The following is a 16,242-nucleotide window of genomic DNA, read 5'->3' as shown; positions in this document are numbered from 1 at the left end:
CAAGGGGAACGGTGTTCAACCCGACGGTGATCGTACAACCGCGTTGAGCTATGATGCGGTTTCAGCCGAATTTTCGAGACAGATGTTCACCATGGAAAACCCGATCGACGCACCACGCCTCCCTCGCAAGCGCCGCAGCCTCGCACAGGAATTGGTGACGGTGCTGTCCGAGCAGATCCGCGACGGTCACCTCAAGCGCGGCGACAAATTGCCCACCGAGTCGGCAATCATGGATGCCCATGGCGTCAGCCGCACCGTGGTGCGCGAAGCGATTTCCCGTTTGCAGGCGGCCGGGCAGGTTGAAACCCGCCATGGCATCGGCACCTTCGTGCTCGATACCCCGAGCCCGAGCGGTTTCCGCATCGACCCGGCGACGGTGGTCACCCTGCGTGACGTGTTGGCGATTCTGGAGTTGCGCATCAGCCTCGAAGTGGAGTCCGCCGGCCTCGCCGCGCAACGTCGTAGCGACGAGCAGCTTGGCTTGATGAGAGCCGCGCTGGACGCCCTCAACGAAAGCGCTTCGCATGCCAGCGATGCCGTCGCCTCGGACTTCCAGTTCCACCTGCAAATCGCGCTGGCGACCGGTAATCGCTACTTCACTGACATCATGACCCACCTCGGCACCAGCATCATTCCGCGCACGCGGCTGAACTCGGCGCGCCTGGCCCATGACGACCAGCAGCACTACATGAATCGCCTGAGCCGTGAACACGAAGAAATTTACGACGCCATCGCCCGCCAGGATTCCGATGCGGCGCGGGCGGCGATGCGCTTGCACCTGACCAACAGCCGTGAACGGTTGCGTCATGCGCATGAAGAGGCTGAGGCGCAGCGGGTTTAGTCTTCGGGTTCGGAATTTTCCAGCGCCTTCTGGAATGCCTTCGCGAGCAGGCTCGCTCCCACAGAGATCTTCAGTGGATACACAATGTGTGTACACCCTCGATTCAGTGTGGGAGCGAGCCTGCTCGCGAAGGGGCCAGAAGCCTTGGCGCTAAAGGGTCAGACTGAACGCAGGATCGACCGATCCACCCTCACCGCCAGCCCAGTCACCCCAGGCTTGGCCTCAAACGCCACATCCCCACGCCCATCCACCACCGCCCGCGCAATCACCACGCCCTTGGACAGCAACTCCAACGGCGCACCGTTCATTGATTGGCCCGAAGCCAGTTCCAGTTTCAATTTGATCGTCATCATGGATCTCCTTATCAGGCAACGTTGCCGGTGGGTGTGTAGTCCTTGAGCAGCAAGTAAGTGCTCCAGCCCCACCAGTCGTCGACGGTGGCGGTATCGTTCAGGTTATTGACGTCCTTGCGTCGCAGCACTTTGCTGCCCTCGACCCTGAACAGCGGCGAGAAATTACCCGCCGGGTTCAGTACAACTTGCAGGTCCGGCAGCTTATTCAAGGCGCTGAAATGACTCGGCGAAGGAGCGACTCCGCTGAGGTACGCCGCGAAGATCTCATCTGCAGACAGTTGAACCGCTTGATTGACCTGCACGCGATTGGCGCTGTCGATCACGTCGAAGTAGCGTTTATCGCCATACGCGCGCCATTGATCGCCGTTGCCATTGCTTACATTGAGACCGAATTTACTGTCTTCGTCATGCATGAAGCGGGTGATCAATGAGCCCAGATCACTGGGGGTGACCACTGCTGCCAACTGCTTGCGCGGTACACGCAGGTGACCTGCGGAAAACAGGTCGGTCAGGTAGTGATCAGCAAAAGCATTCATCGCGTAGGCGATTTCCAGCAGCTTTTCATCACCACTGTTTTTCGCCAGCACGGCTTGCTGCACGGCCGCGGTGTGGCCTGCGATGTAGGCCGCCAGGGCTCCTTCGGCAAAGTGGTCGGTATTGTTGGCGGCGAGTTTCAGGTAACGCCCCAACGGGAACAGCGCCGAGACGAAACTGCCGCCGCCGGTGATCTTGTTCCACTCTTCCGACAACGTATCTCCGAGGGCGTCATAGGCTTCATGGGGCTGTTTGCCGTCCAGGATCGCCTGTTTCACCGCGGCGATTTCCTTTTGCATGACACCCAGAATCAGCTTGGCCTCGGCATTCGCGGCCGGCAGCACCGCCAGCGAGTTGAACGCGTTGGCGAAGCGCTGGATTCTGTCCGGGGGGGTGGCGCCTTCGCTGATCGGTTGCTCGGGAATTCCGTAGAAATCCCCGCCCAGTGCAACGACCTGGCCATAGGTCAGCGCCAGCCCGTTGGGCAAGTGCAGTTCGACCTGTGAGGCCGGGATCGCGGGGGCATCTTTGATGAAGCGCAGCAGCGTGGCATCGCCGATAGCCGTATGTTCACCACCCTCGAACCTCAGCTGCGGCTGGCCATTCAAGGCTTTGCCGGAAGGGGAGGCGGGCGGTTGCGGTACGTGGTTGTGAGGTGTGCCCACGTGCAGTACCAGCGATTCATGGCCACTGATGGCAATGCCGTGCTCACTGAAAAGATCATCGAAAACGGCAATGACCTGCTTGGATTTTTCCTGGGATTGAGTGTGTAGACCTGACATTTCTAGCTCCTTGATATGTCGTAGGCGGATTTCAAATAACTGTATGCATATACAGTTAAATCGATCTTAGCCGAGAAATTTCCTACGTCAAGGAAAGAACCTCTCCTACATAAAAATGCAGACGGCGATGAAATGCAGTTGACGGTTATTATTTAAGTTGTACGATGACCTACAACTCGGCGAAAGCTGAACGGTTTCCTCACACACACACATACGTTGCTACCCAGGGTGTTCGAATAATGAATCCACAAGAACTGAAGTCCATCCTCTCTTCCGGCCTGTTGTCTTTCCCGGTTACCGATTTCAATGCTCAGGGCGATTTCCATCGCGCGGGCTACATCAAGCGTCTCGAATGGCTGGCCCCATACGGCGCCACGGCGTTGTTCGCCGCGGGCGGCACCGGTGAGTTCTTCTCTCTGGCGGCCAGCGAATATTCGGAAATCATCAAGACCGCCGTCGACACCTGCGAAACCAGCGTGCCGATCCTGGCCGGCGTGGGCGGCTCGACCCGTCAAGCCATCGAGTACGCACAGGAAGCCGAGCGTCTGGGCGCCAAAGGCCTGTTGCTGCTGCCGCACTACCTGACCGAAGCCAGCCAGGACGGCGTTGCCGCCCACGTTGAAGCCGTGTGCAAATCGGTGAAAATCGGCGTGGTGGTCTACAACCGTAACGTCTGCCGCCTGACCGCTCCTTTGCTGGAACGTCTGGCCGAGCGCTGCCCGAACCTGATCGGCTACAAGGATGGCCTGGGCGATATCGAACTGATGGTGTCGATCCGTCGTCGCCTCGGCGATCGCTTCAGCTACCTGGGTGGTTTGCCGACCGCCGAAGTGTACGCCGCTGCTTATAAAGCGCTGGGCGTACCGGTTTACTCCTCGGCGGTGTTCAACTTCATCCCGAAAACCGCGATGGATTTCTACCACGCCATTGCTCGCGAGGATCACGCCACCGTTGGCAAGATCATCGACGACTTCTTCCTGCCGTACCTGGACATCCGTAATCGCAAAGCCGGTTACGCGGTGAGCATCGTCAAGGCCGGGGCAAAAATTGCCGGTTATGACGCAGGTCCTGTGCGTGCACCGCTGACCGATCTGACGGCCGAAGAGTACGAAATGCTCGCCGCGCTGATCGACAAGCAAGGTGCGCAGTAACACATCCGATTTAACAGGGCCGCTGAGTGATCAGCGGCCTTTTGCGTAAGGAGAATTGTTGTGGCAGATGCAAAGCGTTTTGATAACTACATCAACGGTGAATGGGTTGCGGGCAGTGATTACTGCGCCAACATCAACCCGTCCGAACTGACCGACACCATCGGTCACTACGCCAAGGCCGATCTGGCTCAGGTCCACGCCGCGATCGACGCCGCTCGCGCCGCGTTCCCGGCCTGGTCGACTTCGGGCATTCAGGCACGTCACGATTCGCTGGATAAAGTCGGTACTGAAATTCTCGCCCGTCGCGAAGAACTCGGCACCTTGCTGGCCCGTGAAGAAGGCAAGACCCTGCCTGAAGCCATCGGCGAAGTGACTCGCGCCGGTAACATTTTCAAGTTCTTCGCCGGTGAAACCCTGCGTCTGTCCGGCGACTATTTGCCGTCGGTACGCCCGGGTGTGAACGTTGAAGTGACCCGCGAAGCATTGGGCGTGGTTGGCCTGATTACCCCGTGGAACTTCCCGATCGCCATCCCCGCGTGGAAAATCGCCCCGGCCCTGGCCTACGGTAACTGCGTCGTGCTCAAACCCGCCGATCTGGTACCGGGTTGCGCCTGGGCCCTGGCCGAAATCATCTCCCGCGCAGGCTTCCCGGCTGGCGTGTTCAACCTGGTGATGGGCAGCGGTCGTGTGGTGGGCGATGCGCTGGTGCAGAGCCCGAAAGTCGACGGCATCAGCTTCACCGGTTCCGTCGGTGTCGGTCGTCAGATCGCCGTCAGCTGTGTGTCGCGCCAGGCCAAGGTTCAGCTGGAAATGGGTGGCAAGAACCCACAGATCATTCTCGACGACGCAGACCTCAAGCAAGCGGTCGAGCTGTCGGTACAGAGCGCGTTCTACTCCACCGGCCAGCGTTGCACCGCCTCCAGCCGTTTCATCGTGACCGCCGGCATCCACGACAAATTCGTCGAAGCCGTGGCCGAGCGCATGAAGTCGATCAAGGTCGGCCACGCGCTGAAAACCGGCACCGACATTGGTCCCGTGGTTTCCCAGGCTCAGCTTGAACAAGACATGAAGTACATCGACATCGGCCAGTCCGAAGGTGCACGACTGGTCAGCGGCGGTGGTCTGGTGACCTGCGACACCGAAGGCTACTACCTCGCGCCAACCCTGTTTGCCGACAGCGAAGCCGCGATGCGCATCAGCCGCGAAGAGATCTTCGGCCCGGTGGCCAACGTGGTTCGCGTTGCCGATTACGAAGCCGCACTGGCCATGGCCAACGACACCGAATTCGGTCTGTCGGCGGGCATCGCGACCACGTCGCTGAAGTACGCCAATCACTTCAAGCGCCACTCCCAGGCCGGGATGGTGATGGTCAACCTGCCGACCGCGGGCGTGGATTACCACGTTCCATTCGGCGGGCGTAAAGGTTCATCCTATGGATCCCGCGAGCAAGGTCGCTACGCGCAAGAGTTCTACACCGTGGTGAAGACCAGCTACATCGGTTCCTAAACGCAATACCCTTGTGGGAGCGAGCCTGCTCGCGAAGGTCTTGAGGACGCGGCATTCAATCTGATGCCCCGCGTCATCGTTGACCACCTTCGCGAGCAGGCTCGCTCCCACAGGAAACAACTAAAGATTCACCCCGCATAAAAATAATCAGTGGGAGTACATCTACATGCAAGCGACCAAGCCGACCCATGTCCGCTATTTGATCCTGCTCATGCTTTTCCTGGTGACCACGATCAACTACGCCGACCGTGCGACCATCGCCATCGCGGGCTCCAGCCTGCAAAAAGACCTCGGCATCGACGCGGTCACCCTCGGTTACATCTTCTCTGCATTCGGTTGGGCCTACGTGGCCGGGCAAATTCCCGGTGGCTGGCTGCTGGACCGTTTCGGTTCGAAAAAAGTCTACGCACTGAGCATCTTCACGTGGTCGCTGTTCACCGTGCTCCAGGGCTACGTCGGTGAGTTCGGCATGTCCACAGCGATCGTTGCGCTGTTCATGCTGCGCTTCCTCGTCGGCCTGGCCGAAGCGCCATCCTTCCCCGGTAACGCACGCATCGTTGCGGCCTGGTTCCCGACCGCTGAACGCGGTACCGCGTCTGCGATCTTCAACTCGGCGCAATACTTCGCCACCGTGCTGTTCGCACCGCTGATGGGCTGGATCGTCTACACGTTCGGCTGGCAGCATGTGTTCGTGGTAATGGGCAGCATCGGCATCGTGTTCTCGCTGATCTGGCTGAAAGTTATCCACAGTCCGCGTCAACATCCGATGATCAATGAGGCCGAGTTCAAGCACATCGCCGAGAACGGCGGCATGGTCGATATGGACCAGGACAAAGGCAAAGGGCAAGCGGCCGGCAAACCTGCTGAAGGTCCGAAATGGGACTACGTGCGTCAGTTGCTGACCAATCGCATGATGCTCGGCGTCTACCTGAGTCAGTACTGCATCAACGCCATCACCTATTTCTTCCTGACCTGGTTCCCGGTGTATCTGGTGCAAGAACGCGGCATGACCATCCTCAAGGCTGGTTTCATTGCTTCGTTGCCGGCCATCTGCGGTTTTATCGGTGGTGTGTTGGGCGGTGTGATTTCCGACTATCTGCTGCGTAAAGGCCACTCCCTGACCTTCGCCCGCAAGGCGCCGATCATCGCGGGCCTGCTGGTGTCCAGCAGCATCGTGGCCTGTAACTATGTCGACATCGAATGGATGGTCGTGGGCTTCATGGCCCTGGCATTCTTCGGCAAAGGCGTGGGCGCATTGGGCTGGGCCGTGGTGTCCGACACCTCGCCAAAACAGATCGCCGGTTTGAGTGGCGGCCTGTTCAATATGTTCGGCAACATCGCGTCGATCACCACGCCAATCGTGATCGGCTACATCATCAGCTCCACCGGTTCGTTCAAATGGGCGTTGGTGTTTGTCGGTTGCAACGCACTGGTCGCAGTGTTCAGCTACCTGGTGATCGTTGGTCCGATCAAACGTGTGGTACTCAAGGAGCCGCCAGTCAGCGGTCCTGAAACAAACAACAAATTGTCACAAGCGCATTCCTGAGGAGCGGCGTCATGCAGTTGATTGAACATTCCGACTCGCCGCGCTACATCCGCCTGCACGAGCGGGACAACGTAGTGATCGTGGTCAATGACCAGGGCGTGCCAGCCGGCACCGAGTTTCCCGATGGCCTGGTGACCGTGGACTTCGTGCCACAGAGCCACAAAGTCACGCTGGAAGACATTCCTGAAGGCGGCCAGGTGATTCGTTACGGCCAGACCATTGGCTACGCGTTGCAGCCGATTCCGCGTGGCAGCTGGGTCAAGGAAGATCAACTGCGCATGCCCACTGCGCCACCGCTGGACAGCCTGCCGCTGTCCACCGAAGTGCCGGCGGCGCAGGCCCCGCTCGACGGTTATACGTTCGAGGGTTATCGCAACGCCGACGGCACCGTCGGCACGCGCAATATTCTGGGGATTACCACCACCGTTCAGTGCGTCACCGGTGTGCTGGATCATGCGGTCAAGCGCATCAAGGATGAGTTGCTGCCAAAGTACCCGAACGTCGACGACGTGGTCGCGCTGACCCACAGCTACGGCTGCGGTGTGGCAATTACGGCGGCCGACGCGTACATCCCGATTCGCACCGTGCGCAACCTGGCGCGCAACCCGAACCTGGGTGGCGAAGCGTTGGTGATCAGCCTGGGCTGCGAGAAATTGCAGGCCGGGCAGGTGATGCACGAGAACGACAGCTCGGTGGATTTGAGCGAGCCGTGGTTGTACCGCTTGCAGGATTCGAGTCACGGTTTCACCGAGATGATCGAGCAGATCATGGCGCTGGCCGAAACCCGTTTGAAGAAGCTCGATCAGCGTCGCCGGGAAACCGTGCCGGCGTCCGAGCTGATTCTGGGCATGCAGTGCGGCGGCAGTGATGCGTTCTCCGGGATCACCGCCAACCCGGCGCTGGGGTTCGCCTCGGATTTGTTGCTGCGTGCCGGTGCGACGGTGATGTTTTCCGAAGTCACCGAAGTGCGCGACGCGATCTACTTGCTGACTTCCCGTGCGGAGACTCAAGAAGTCGCTCAGGAACTGGTGCGGGAAATGGACTGGTACGACCGCTACCTGGCCAAGGGCGAGGCGGACCGAAGTGCCAACACTACACCGGGCAACAAGAAGGGCGGGTTGTCGAACATTGTCGAGAAATCCCTGGGCTCGATCGTCAAGTCCGGCAGCAGCGCGATCAACGGGGTGCTTGGCCCTGGCGAGCGTTTTAAACGCAAAGGCCTGATCTTCTGCGCAACCCCGGCCAGTGACTTTGTCTGCGGGACGTTGCAGTTGGCGGCGGGGATGAACCTGCATGTGTTCACCACCGGCCGCGGTACGCCGTATGGCTTGGCGATGGCGCCGGTGGTGAAGGTGTCGACCCGTACGGAGCTGGCGCAGCGCTGGCCGGATCTGATCGACATCGATGCCGGGCGTATTGCGACCGGACGGGCGTCGATCGAAGACCTTGGCTGGGAGTTGTTCCACTACTACCTGGACGTGGCCAGCGGCAAGAAACAGACGTGGGCCGAGCAGCACAAGCTGCATAACGACATCACCCTGTTTAACCCTGCGCCGATTACCTGAGACCGAGTCGCCTGCTTCGCGAGCAGGCTCGCTCCCACAGGGAATTTCGTCGTGCGCAGATTGTGTGTTTTACGCAGGACAAATGTGGGAGCGAGCCTGCTCGCGAAAGCGGTCTAACAGACGCCGAAGGGCTGAGTGGCTTATCATTAGCCCCCTAACGACGCTCACCCAAGGTTCCCCCCGGCATGCTGGCAATCTTCCTCGAAACCCTGAACATCACCGCGCCGGTGTTTGCCATGCTGTTTCTGGGGGTGTTGCTCAAGCGCGTTGGCTGGATCAACGACAACTTCATTCATACGGCGTCGGCCCTGGTGTTCAACGTCACCATGCCGGCGTTGCTGTTTCTGGGCATCCTGCATGCCGACCTGCACGCCGCGCTGCAACCGGCGCTGCTGATCTACTTCTCGATTGCCACGCTGGTGAGTTTCGCCATCGCCTGGGTCTGGGCGATCTGGAAGTGTCCGCGTGAAGACCGGGGGATTTATACCCAAGGCGCGTTTCGCGGCAACAACGGGGTGATCGGCCTGGCACTGGCGGCGAGCATGTACGGCGCCTACGGGATTTCCCTCGGGGCGATTCTCGCGGCGTTGGTGATCCTGTTCTACAACACGCTGTCGACCATTGTGCTGGCGGTGTACAGCCCGGTGATCAAGTCCGATCCGTGGAGCATCTGCAAGAGCGTGATGGGCAATCCGCTGATCATCAGCGTGTTTGCGGCGGCGCCGTTTGCCTATTTCAAGATCGGCTTGCCGGGGTGGCTGGAGACGTCCGGGCAGTACCTGGCGCAGACTACTTTGCCTCTGGCGTTGATCTGCATTGGCGGCACGCTGTCACTGGCGGCGTTGCGCAAAAGCGGCGATATGGCGCTCAGTTCCAGCCTGGTGAAGATGATCGGCCTGCCGGTGCTGACGACCCTTGGGGCGTGGCTGTGGGGCTTTCGTGGGGCGGAATTGGGGATTCTGTTTTTGTACTTCGGCAGCCCGACTGCGGCGGCGAGTTTTGTGATGGCTCGTCAGGCTGAGGGGAATCATGAACTGGCGGCGGCGATCATCGTGATTACCACGTTGATGGCGGCAATCACGACCAACATCGGGATCTTTTTGTTGCAGTGGGGTGGGTGGATTTAGCTTCTGAATTTGCGGTGTTCTTTCGGGCCTCTTCGCGAGCAGGCTCGCTCCCACATTTGGAATGCATTCCCCTGTGGGAGCGAGCCTGCTCGCGAAAGCCATCTCACTGCCAATACAAATGTTGGGTTTTTATTCCGGCTTCTGATAACTCTCAATCACTTCCTGCGCCGCCCGAAACGCATCAATCGCCGCCGGCGCACCGGCATACACCGCGCAATGCAGCAGCGTTTCACGAATCTCTTCCACGGTGCAGCCATTGTTCAATGCACCGCGCACATGGCCTTTCAATTCCTGCGGGCACTTCAACGCGGTCAGTGCGGCGAGGGTAATCAGGCTGCGGGTTTTCAGCGCCAGGCCATCACGGTTCCACACCGCGCCCCACGCGTGTTCGTTGACGAAGTCCTGCAACGGCTGGGTGAACTCAGTGGCATTGCCCAGTGCGCGGTCGACGAAAGCGTCGCCCATCACTTGGCGGCGGACTTCAACGCCAGGTTTTTTATTGTCGGTCATGGCACATCCCTCTTGTGGTGTTGGCGACGCCAGGCGAGCAGCGACGTGAGCAGCAGAAACGCCACCAGCGCCGGCAGAACGAAAAACAGCATCAGGTGTTCGAGCTTGCCGGCCAGCGGCATGCCGGTGGTGAACGACACCACATGCAGACCGTAAGCCAGGTACAAACCCAGGCACAGCAAACCTTCGGCCCGGGTCACCCGGTAGCCGGTGTAGAACAGCGGCAGGCACAACACCGCGACGCCGAGCATTACCGGCAAGTCGAAATCCAGGGCGTTGGGTGATACCGACAGCGGCGACGGCGCGATCAACGCCGTCACGCCGAGCACGCCCAACAGGTTGAACAGGTTGCTGCCGATCACGTTGCCCACGGCGATGTCACGCTGACCGCGCAGGGCGGCGATCAAGGAGGTGGCGAGTTCCGGCAGGGAGGTGCTGATGGCGACGATGGTCAGGCCGATGATCCGTTCCGACAATCCAAGGTCGGTTGCCACCACAACGGCCGCCCCCAGTAGCAGATGTCCGGCGTAGACCAGCATCGCCAGCCCCGCCACGATCATCAGCAGGCTGCTGAACCAGGGCGCGGCCTGACTGTGCGGATCGCTCGATGGTGGACGAGCCGAGTGCCGCGATTGGCGCAGCAGCAAGGCCAGATACAACGCCAGTGCTGCCAGCAGGATCATGCCGTCGGTGCGGGTCAGCTGTTCATTCCAGGCCAGCACGAACACCAGCAGGCTGGCGCCGATCATCAGCGGAATATCCAGGCGCACCAGTTGCCGTGAAACCCGCAGCGGAATGATCAGCGCCGAGAGTCCGAGGGTGACGAGAATGTTGAAGATGCTGCTGCCGATCACGCTGCCGACGGCGATGTCGGCGTTTTCCGCGAGGGTGGCTTGCAGGCTGACGGCCATCTGCGGCGCACTGCTGCCGAGGGCGACGATGGTCAGGCCGATGATCAGTGGCCGCACATTCAGCCGCGCCGCCAGGCGCACGGCGGCACGCACCATCAGCTCCGCGCCGATGATCAGTAGAACCAGGCCGCTGAGCAGTTCAATCACGCTGATCAGGGGTAAATCGGCAAGTCCGAAAATGGTCGGTGCTCCGTCTGTCAGTCGTCGAGGGCCTGCACGCGAACCTTGGCGGTACCGCTGCTGATCATGCCCAGGCGTTCGGCGGCTGCATGGGACAGATCAATCAGGCGTCCGCGGGTATGCGGCCCACGGTCGTTGATGCGGACCACGCAGGACTTGTCGTTGTTCAGGTTGGTGACCTTCACCCGTGTGCCGAAGGGCAACTGGCGGTGGGCGGCGGTCATGGAATTCTTGTCGAAACGCTCGCCACTGGCGGTGCGTTTGCCTTGGTGTTTGGCGCCGTAATAGGACGCCGTGCCGGTCTTGTCGTAGCCGTGTGGATCGATGACATCGTTACTGGCGCAACCGGCCAGCAGAGAGAGCAGGGCGCAGGCGCTGAGCAGACGTTTCATTCAAGGGTTTCCCGAAACAAATGTGGGATAGAGCCAATGTGGCGAGGGGGCTTGCCCCCGTTGGACTGCGCAGCAGTCCCAAAATTTCGAAACACGATTTGTCAGATACAAACCGAATCCGGAAATTGGGGCCGCTTCGCGACCCAACGGGGCGATGCGGCGTTCCGACAAGCCCCCTCGCCACAAAAGCTCGCTCCCACAGGGAATGGAGCCAGTAGCCAGGGCTGGCTCCATTCTCATCAGCCTTCGAGCTTGCTTTTCAGCAGTTCGTTGACCTGTTGCGGGTTGGCCTTGCCTTTGGAAGCTTTCATGGCCTGGCCGACGAAGAAGCCGAACATCTTGCCGCGCTTGGCTTCGTCTGCCGCGCGGTACTGCTCAACCTGTTCGGCATTGGCCGCGAGCATTTCGTCCAGCACCGCCGAGATAGCGCCGGTGTCGGTCACTTGCTTGAGGCCGCGCTTGTCGATGATCTCGTCCGCGCTGCCTTCACCGTTGGCCATCGCTTCAAACACGACCTTGGCGATCTTGCCGGAGATGGTGTTGTCCTTGATGCGCAGCAGCATGCCGCCCAGTTGCTCGGCCGAAACCGGCGAGTCTTCGATGTCCAGGCCTTGCTTGTTGAGCAGGCTGCCCAACTCGACCATCACCCAGTTCGCCGCCAGTTTGGCGTCGCCGCCGATGCTCGCGACTTTCTCGAAGTAATCGGCTTGCTCGCGGCTGGTCGCCAGCACGCTGGCGTCGTAGACCGACAGACCGAATTGCTCCTGGAAACGCTCGCGTTTTTGCGGTGGCAATTCCGGCAGGGTCGCGCGCACGTCGTCGAGGAACGAGTCTTCGATGACCACGGGCAGCAGGTCCGGATCGGGGAAGTAACGGTAGTCGTTGGCTTCCTCTTTGCTGCGCATCGGACGGGTTTCGTCCTTGTTCGGATCGTACAGGCGGGTCTGCTGAATCACTTTGCCGCCGTCTTCGATCAGCTCGATCTGGCGCTGCACTTCGCTGTTGATCGCCTTCTCGATGAAACGGAACGAGTTGACGTTCTTGATCTCGCAGCGAGTACCGAACTCAACCTGGCCTTTCGGACGGATCGACACGTTGCAGTCGCAACGCAGCGAGCCTTCGGCCATGTTGCCGTCACAGATGCCCAGGTAACGCACCAGCGCGTGGACCGTCTTGACGTAGGCCACGGCTTCCTTGGCGCTGCGCATGTCCGGCTCGGAGACGATTTCCAGCAGCGGTGTGCCGGCACGGTTCAGGTCGATGCCGGTGGCACCGTTGAACTCTTCGTGCAGGCTTTTACCGGCATCTTCTTCCAGGTGCGCACGGGTCACGCCGACACGTTTGATCGTGCCGTCTTCCATGGCGATGTCCAGGTGGCCTTTGCCGACGATCGGCAGTTCCATCTGGCTGATCTGGTAGCCCTTCGGCAAGTCCGGGTAGAAATAGTTTTTACGGGCGAACACGTTGTGCTGGCCGATCTCGGCGTCAATCGCCAGACCGAACATCACTGCCATGCGTACCGCTTCCTGGTTCAACACCGGCAGCACGCCGGGCATGCCCAGGTCTACGAGGCTGGCCTGGGTGTTCGGCTCGGAGCCGAAGGTGGTGGAACTACCGGAAAAGATTTTCGACCGGGTGGTGAGCTGGGTATGAATCTCCAGCCCGATCACGACTTCCCATTGCATGTGTGTCTCCTCAGAAGCCGGTTGGGGTGCGGGTGTGCCAGTCAGTGTTCAACTGATACTGGTGCGCAACATTGAGCAAGCGGCCTTCCTGGAAATACGGGGCGAGCAGTTGCACGCCGACCGGCAGACCATCGACGAAACCTGCTGGCATGGACAAGCCCGGCAGACCGGCGAGGTTGGCAGTGATGGTGTAGACGTCTTCCAGGTAAGCAGCCACCGGGTCGCTGTTCTTGGCGCCGAGCTTCCAGGCCGGGTTCGGCGTGGTTGGGCCGAGGATGATGTCGACCTCATTGAAGGCAGCCATGAAGTCGTTCTTGATCAAGCGACGAATCTTCTGGGCCTTCAGGTAGTAGGCGTCGTAGTAACCGGCCGACAGTGCGTAGGCACCGACCATGATCCGGCGCTGCACTTCCGGGCCGAAACCTTCGCCACGGGAGCGCTTGTACAGATCGATCAGGTCTTTCGGGTTCTCGCAGCGATGGCCAAAGCGCACGCCGTCGAAACGCGACAGGTTGGACGAGGCTTCTGCCGGAGCGATCACGTAGTACGCAGGAATCGCGTGCTGCATGTTCGGCAGGCTGATTTCCTTGATCACCGCACCGAGCTTTTCCAGTTCCTTGACGCTGTTGTGGATCAGCTCGGCAATGCGCGGGTCGAGACCGGCGCTGAAATACTCTTTCGGCACGCCAATGCGCAGGCCTTGCAGCGACCCGTTGAGGCTGGCGCTGTAATCCGGCACCGGCTCGTCGATGCTGGTGGAGTCATTTGGATCGAAGCCGGCCATGCCTTGCAACAAAATCGCGCAGTCTTCGGCAGTGCGCGCCATCGGGCCGCCCTGGTCGAGGCTGGAGGCGTAGGCAATCATGCCCCAGCGCGAAACACGACCGTACGTCGGTTTCAGGCCAGTGAGGTTGGTCAGGGCCGCTGGCTGACGGATGGAGCCGCCGGTGTCGGTGCCGGTGGCCGCAGGCAGCAGGCGCGCGGCAACCGCGGCGGCCGAACCGCCCGACGAACCGCCAGGCACGTGTTCCAGGTTCCACGGGTTTTTCACCGGGCCGTAGTAGCTCGACTCGTTGGCCGAACCCATGGCGAATTCGTCCATGTTGGTCTTGCCCAGGGTCACGGTCCCGGCAGCGGCCAGCTTGGCGACGACGGTGGCGTCGTAGGGTGCTTTAAAGTTGTCGAGCATCTTCGAGCCGCAGCTGGTGCGGATGCCCTGGGTGCAGAACAGGTCTTTATGCGCAATCGGCGCGCCGAGCAGGGCGCCGCTCTCACCATTGGCCCGGCGTGCGTCAGCGGCTTTCGCCTGCTGGAGCGCCAGGTCTTCGGTGAGGCTGATGAAACTGTTGAGCTGAGGATCAAGCAGGGCGATACGCGCCAGCAGGGTCTTGGTCAGCTCTTCGGAAGAAAACTTTTTTTCGGCGAGTCCGCGGGCGATCTCGGCCAGAGTCATTTGATGCATTGCAGGCTCTTTCCCTTTAGTCGATGACTTTCGGAACCAGGTACAGGCCGTTTTCGACCGCTGGTGCGATGGACTGATAGGCCTCGCGATAATTGGTCTCGGTCACGACGTCTGCACGCAGGCGCTGGCTGGCTTCCAGTGGGTGGGCCAGCGGCTCGATACCGTCGGTATTGACCGCCTGCATTTCGTCGACCAGGCCCAGAATGCTGTTCAGGGCCGAAGTAATGTGTGGAAGATCGGCATCATTCAGGCCAAGGCAGGCCAAATGAGCGATTTTTTCCACGTCGGAGCGTTCAAGCGCCATTGCGATTCTCCAGTGGAATACAGAACGGACGGCGTCCGTGTGTTAGATTGTCGGAACACTACCGCATTTCTACGGTCATAAGGCCGCGATTGTGGGGGTTGGTGCACAGAAAAGCGGCCAATTTAACATATTGGCGCCTTGCCCAAAATCCCTGTCGTTGTTAGAGTTTGCCGCACTTTTTTACCCACGCGTTGCCTAGGGTCCCTTTCCCATGTTCAAGAAACTGCGTGGCATGTTTTCCAGCGATCTTTCCATTGACCTGGGCACTGCCAACACCCTTATTTACGTGCGCGAGCGCGGTATCGTCCTGAATGAGCCATCGGTTGTGGCTATTCGGACACACGGTAACCAGAAAAGTGTCGTAGCTGTCGGCACCGAGGCGAAGCGCATGCTCGGCCGAACGCCGGGCAACATTGCTGCCATTCGTCCGATGAAGGACGGCGTGATTGCCGACTTCAGCGTCTGCGAAAAGATGCTGCAATACTTTATCAACAAGGTTCACGAAAACAGCTTCCTGCAGCCTAGCCCTCGGGTACTGATCTGCGTTCCATGCAAATCCACCCAGGTTGAGCGTCGTGCCATCCGTGAATCGGCCCTTGGTGCCGGTGCTCGTGAAGTGTTCCTGATCGAAGAGCCAATGGCTGCTGCGATCGGTGCCGGCCTGCCGGTTGAAGAAGCGCGCGGTTCGATGGTGGTCGATATCGGTGGCGGTACTACCGAAATCGCCCTGATCTCCCTGAACGGTGTGGTTTACGCCGAATCCGTACGGGTTGGCGGCGACCGCTTCGACGAAGCGATCATCACCTACGTGCGTCGCAACTACGGCAGCCTGATCGGCGAATCCACCGCCGAGCGCATCAAGCAGGAAATCGGTACGGCCTACCCGGGCGGCGAAGTGCGTGAAGTCGACGTTCGTGGCCGTAACCTGGCCGAAGGCGTTCCACGTGCTTTCACCCTGAACTCCAATGAAGTGCTGGAAGCTCTGCAAGAGTCCCTGGCCACCATCGTTCAGGCTGTGAAAAGTGCACTGGAGCAATCGCCTCCGGAACTGGCGTCCGATATCGCCGAGCGCGGCCTGGTACTGACCGGTGGTGGCGCCTTGCTGCGCGACCTCGACAAGTTGCTGGCCCAGGAAACAGGTCTGCCGGTGATCGTTGCCGAAGACCCGCTGACCTGCGTTGCTCGCGGCGGTGGCCGTGCATTGGAAATGATGGATAAACACACCATGGACCTGCTTTCCAGCGAGTGATCTCGCCGGTTGCATCTATGCTGTTGGCGCGCAGGCAGCACTTTGCAGTGCTGCCTGTTGGCGTTTATCTTCTGTCAGTCTGCATCCAGGCCGGTTTGATGCCGTATGAATAAAGAGAACATTTGCCTGGGAGGAGCGGCTTAT

15 protein-coding genes are annotated in these 16,242 nt (G+C 60.0%); 7 read left to right on the top strand and 8 right to left on the bottom strand.

Annotated elements, in window-relative coordinates; genetic code table 11:
* The first annotated feature begins 91 nt into the window (after window positions 1-91).
* Entirely contained in the window at window positions 92-841 is a 750-nt protein-coding gene (locus tag AC07N8_RS12325) for a FadR/GntR family transcriptional regulator (RefSeq protein WP_483842534.1), read from the top strand.
* A gap of 158 nt (window positions 842-999) precedes the next feature.
* On the opposite strand, the gene AC07N8_RS12320 is transcribed toward AC07N8_RS12325, so the two are convergent.
* The gene (locus AC07N8_RS12320; RefSeq protein ID WP_493143778.1) at window positions 1,000-1,191 is read right to left on the bottom strand and encodes a hypothetical protein; all 192 of its coding nucleotides are present in this window, start codon (window positions 1,189-1,191) and stop codon (window positions 1,000-1,002) included.
* Between the two features lie 14 nt (window positions 1,192-1,205).
* Entirely contained in the window at window positions 1,206-2,510 is a 1,305-nt protein-coding gene (locus tag AC07N8_RS12315; RefSeq protein WP_493143776.1) for a phospholipase, read from the bottom strand.
* 239 nt (window positions 2,511-2,749) lie between these two features.
* Between AC07N8_RS12315 and kdgD the strand changes: the two genes are divergently transcribed.
* From kdgD to AC07N8_RS12290, 5 genes are all read left to right on the top strand, one after another.
* Window positions 2,750-3,661, top strand: a complete 912-nt coding sequence (gene kdgD, locus AC07N8_RS12310; RefSeq protein WP_027924508.1) for a 5-dehydro-4-deoxyglucarate dehydratase — start codon at window positions 2,750-2,752, stop codon at window positions 3,659-3,661.
* Between the two features lie 60 nt (window positions 3,662-3,721).
* Complete coding sequence (locus AC07N8_RS12305) at window positions 3,722-5,167, top strand: aldehyde dehydrogenase family protein (protein WP_123435297.1); 1,446 nt, start codon at window positions 3,722-3,724, stop codon at window positions 5,165-5,167.
* A 166-nt stretch (window positions 5,168-5,333) separates the two neighbouring features.
* Window positions 5,334-6,713, top strand: coding sequence for an MFS transporter (locus AC07N8_RS12300; RefSeq protein ID WP_483842536.1), 1,380 nt, complete (start codon window positions 5,334-5,336; stop codon window positions 6,711-6,713).
* Between the two features lie 11 nt (window positions 6,714-6,724).
* On the top strand, window positions 6,725-8,278 hold the full coding sequence (gene garD / locus AC07N8_RS12295) for a galactarate dehydratase (protein ID WP_483842537.1): 1,554 nt from the start codon (window positions 6,725-6,727) through the stop codon (window positions 8,276-8,278).
* Between the two features lie 185 nt (window positions 8,279-8,463).
* A complete protein-coding gene (locus tag AC07N8_RS12290; protein WP_493143773.1) occupies window positions 8,464-9,405 on the top strand; it encodes an AEC family transporter in 942 nt (313 codons plus the stop codon).
* 129 nt (window positions 9,406-9,534) lie between these two features.
* Here the strand turns inward: AC07N8_RS12290 and AC07N8_RS12285 are convergent, their stop codons facing one another.
* The 6 genes from AC07N8_RS12285 to gatC form a co-directional block, all read right to left on the bottom strand.
* On the bottom strand, window positions 9,535-9,915 hold the full coding sequence (locus AC07N8_RS12285; RefSeq protein ID WP_452624944.1) for a carboxymuconolactone decarboxylase family protein: 381 nt from the start codon (window positions 9,913-9,915) through the stop codon (window positions 9,535-9,537).
* A complete protein-coding gene (locus AC07N8_RS12280; RefSeq protein WP_493143770.1) occupies window positions 9,912-10,973 on the bottom strand; it encodes a calcium/sodium antiporter in 1,062 nt (353 codons plus the stop codon). Before AC07N8_RS12280 ends, AC07N8_RS12285 begins: the two co-directional genes overlap by 4 nt.
* A 50-nt stretch (window positions 10,974-11,023) precedes the next feature.
* The gene (locus tag AC07N8_RS12275) at window positions 11,024-11,398 is read right to left on the bottom strand and encodes a septal ring lytic transglycosylase RlpA family protein (protein ID WP_483842540.1); all 375 of its coding nucleotides are present in this window, start codon (window positions 11,396-11,398) and stop codon (window positions 11,024-11,026) included.
* Between the two features lie 239 nt (window positions 11,399-11,637).
* The gene (gene gatB, locus AC07N8_RS12270; protein ID WP_223523715.1) at window positions 11,638-13,083 is read right to left on the bottom strand and encodes an Asp-tRNA(Asn)/Glu-tRNA(Gln) amidotransferase subunit GatB; all 1,446 of its coding nucleotides are present in this window, start codon (window positions 13,081-13,083) and stop codon (window positions 11,638-11,640) included.
* A 10-nt stretch (window positions 13,084-13,093) separates the two neighbouring features.
* Window positions 13,094-14,545 (bottom strand): Asp-tRNA(Asn)/Glu-tRNA(Gln) amidotransferase subunit GatA, encoded by a 1,452-nt coding sequence (gene gatA / locus AC07N8_RS12265; RefSeq protein ID WP_493143768.1) that lies wholly within the window; start codon window positions 14,543-14,545, stop codon window positions 13,094-13,096.
* Between the two features lie 16 nt (window positions 14,546-14,561).
* Window positions 14,562-14,849, bottom strand: a complete 288-nt coding sequence (gatC, locus tag AC07N8_RS12260) for an Asp-tRNA(Asn)/Glu-tRNA(Gln) amidotransferase subunit GatC (RefSeq protein WP_493143766.1) — start codon at window positions 14,847-14,849, stop codon at window positions 14,562-14,564.
* A gap of 211 nt (window positions 14,850-15,060) precedes the next feature.
* On the opposite strand from gatC, the gene mreB reads away from it, so the two are divergent.
* Window positions 15,061-16,098, top strand: a complete 1,038-nt coding sequence (gene mreB, locus AC07N8_RS12255; RefSeq protein WP_002555108.1) for a rod shape-determining protein MreB — start codon at window positions 15,061-15,063, stop codon at window positions 16,096-16,098.
* Window positions 16,099-16,242: the final 144 nt, after the last annotated feature.

Source organism: Pseudomonas sp. GW821-FHT10C09 (assembly GCF_059415465.1).
Note: the sequence above shows the minus strand (reverse complement) of the source record. Positions and strands in the feature narration are given on the sequence as shown.

Coding starts and splice junctions, on each gene's coding strand:
- AC07N8_RS12275 (WP_483842540.1), bottom strand. CDS start 11,398: ATGAAACGTCTGCTCAGCGCCTGCGCCCTGCTCTCTCTGCTGGCCGGT.
- AC07N8_RS12300 (WP_483842536.1), top strand. CDS start 5,334: ATGCAAGCGACCAAGCCGACCCATGTCCGCTATTTGATCCTGCTCATG.
- mreB (WP_002555108.1), top strand. CDS start 15,061: ATGTTCAAGAAACTGCGTGGCATGTTTTCCAGCGATCTTTCCATTGAC.
- AC07N8_RS12285 (WP_452624944.1), bottom strand. CDS start 9,915: ATGACCGACAATAAAAAACCTGGCGTTGAAGTCCGCCGCCAAGTGATG.
- AC07N8_RS12290 (WP_493143773.1), top strand. CDS start 8,464: ATGCTGGCAATCTTCCTCGAAACCCTGAACATCACCGCGCCGGTGTTT.
- kdgD (WP_027924508.1), top strand. CDS start 2,750: ATGAATCCACAAGAACTGAAGTCCATCCTCTCTTCCGGCCTGTTGTCT.
- AC07N8_RS12315 (WP_493143776.1), bottom strand. CDS start 2,510: ATGTCAGGTCTACACACTCAATCCCAGGAAAAATCCAAGCAGGTCATT.
- AC07N8_RS12325 (WP_483842534.1), top strand. CDS start 92: ATGGAAAACCCGATCGACGCACCACGCCTCCCTCGCAAGCGCCGCAGC.
- AC07N8_RS12320 (WP_493143778.1), bottom strand. CDS start 1,191: ATGACGATCAAATTGAAACTGGAACTGGCTTCGGGCCAATCAATGAAC.
- gatC (WP_493143766.1), bottom strand. CDS start 14,849: ATGGCGCTTGAACGCTCCGACGTGGAAAAAATCGCTCATTTGGCCTGC.
- garD (WP_483842537.1), top strand. CDS start 6,725: ATGCAGTTGATTGAACATTCCGACTCGCCGCGCTACATCCGCCTGCAC.
- gatA (WP_493143768.1), bottom strand. CDS start 14,545: ATGCATCAAATGACTCTGGCCGAGATCGCCCGCGGACTCGCCGAAAAA.
- gatB (WP_223523715.1), bottom strand. CDS start 13,083: ATGCAATGGGAAGTCGTGATCGGGCTGGAGATTCATACCCAGCTCACC.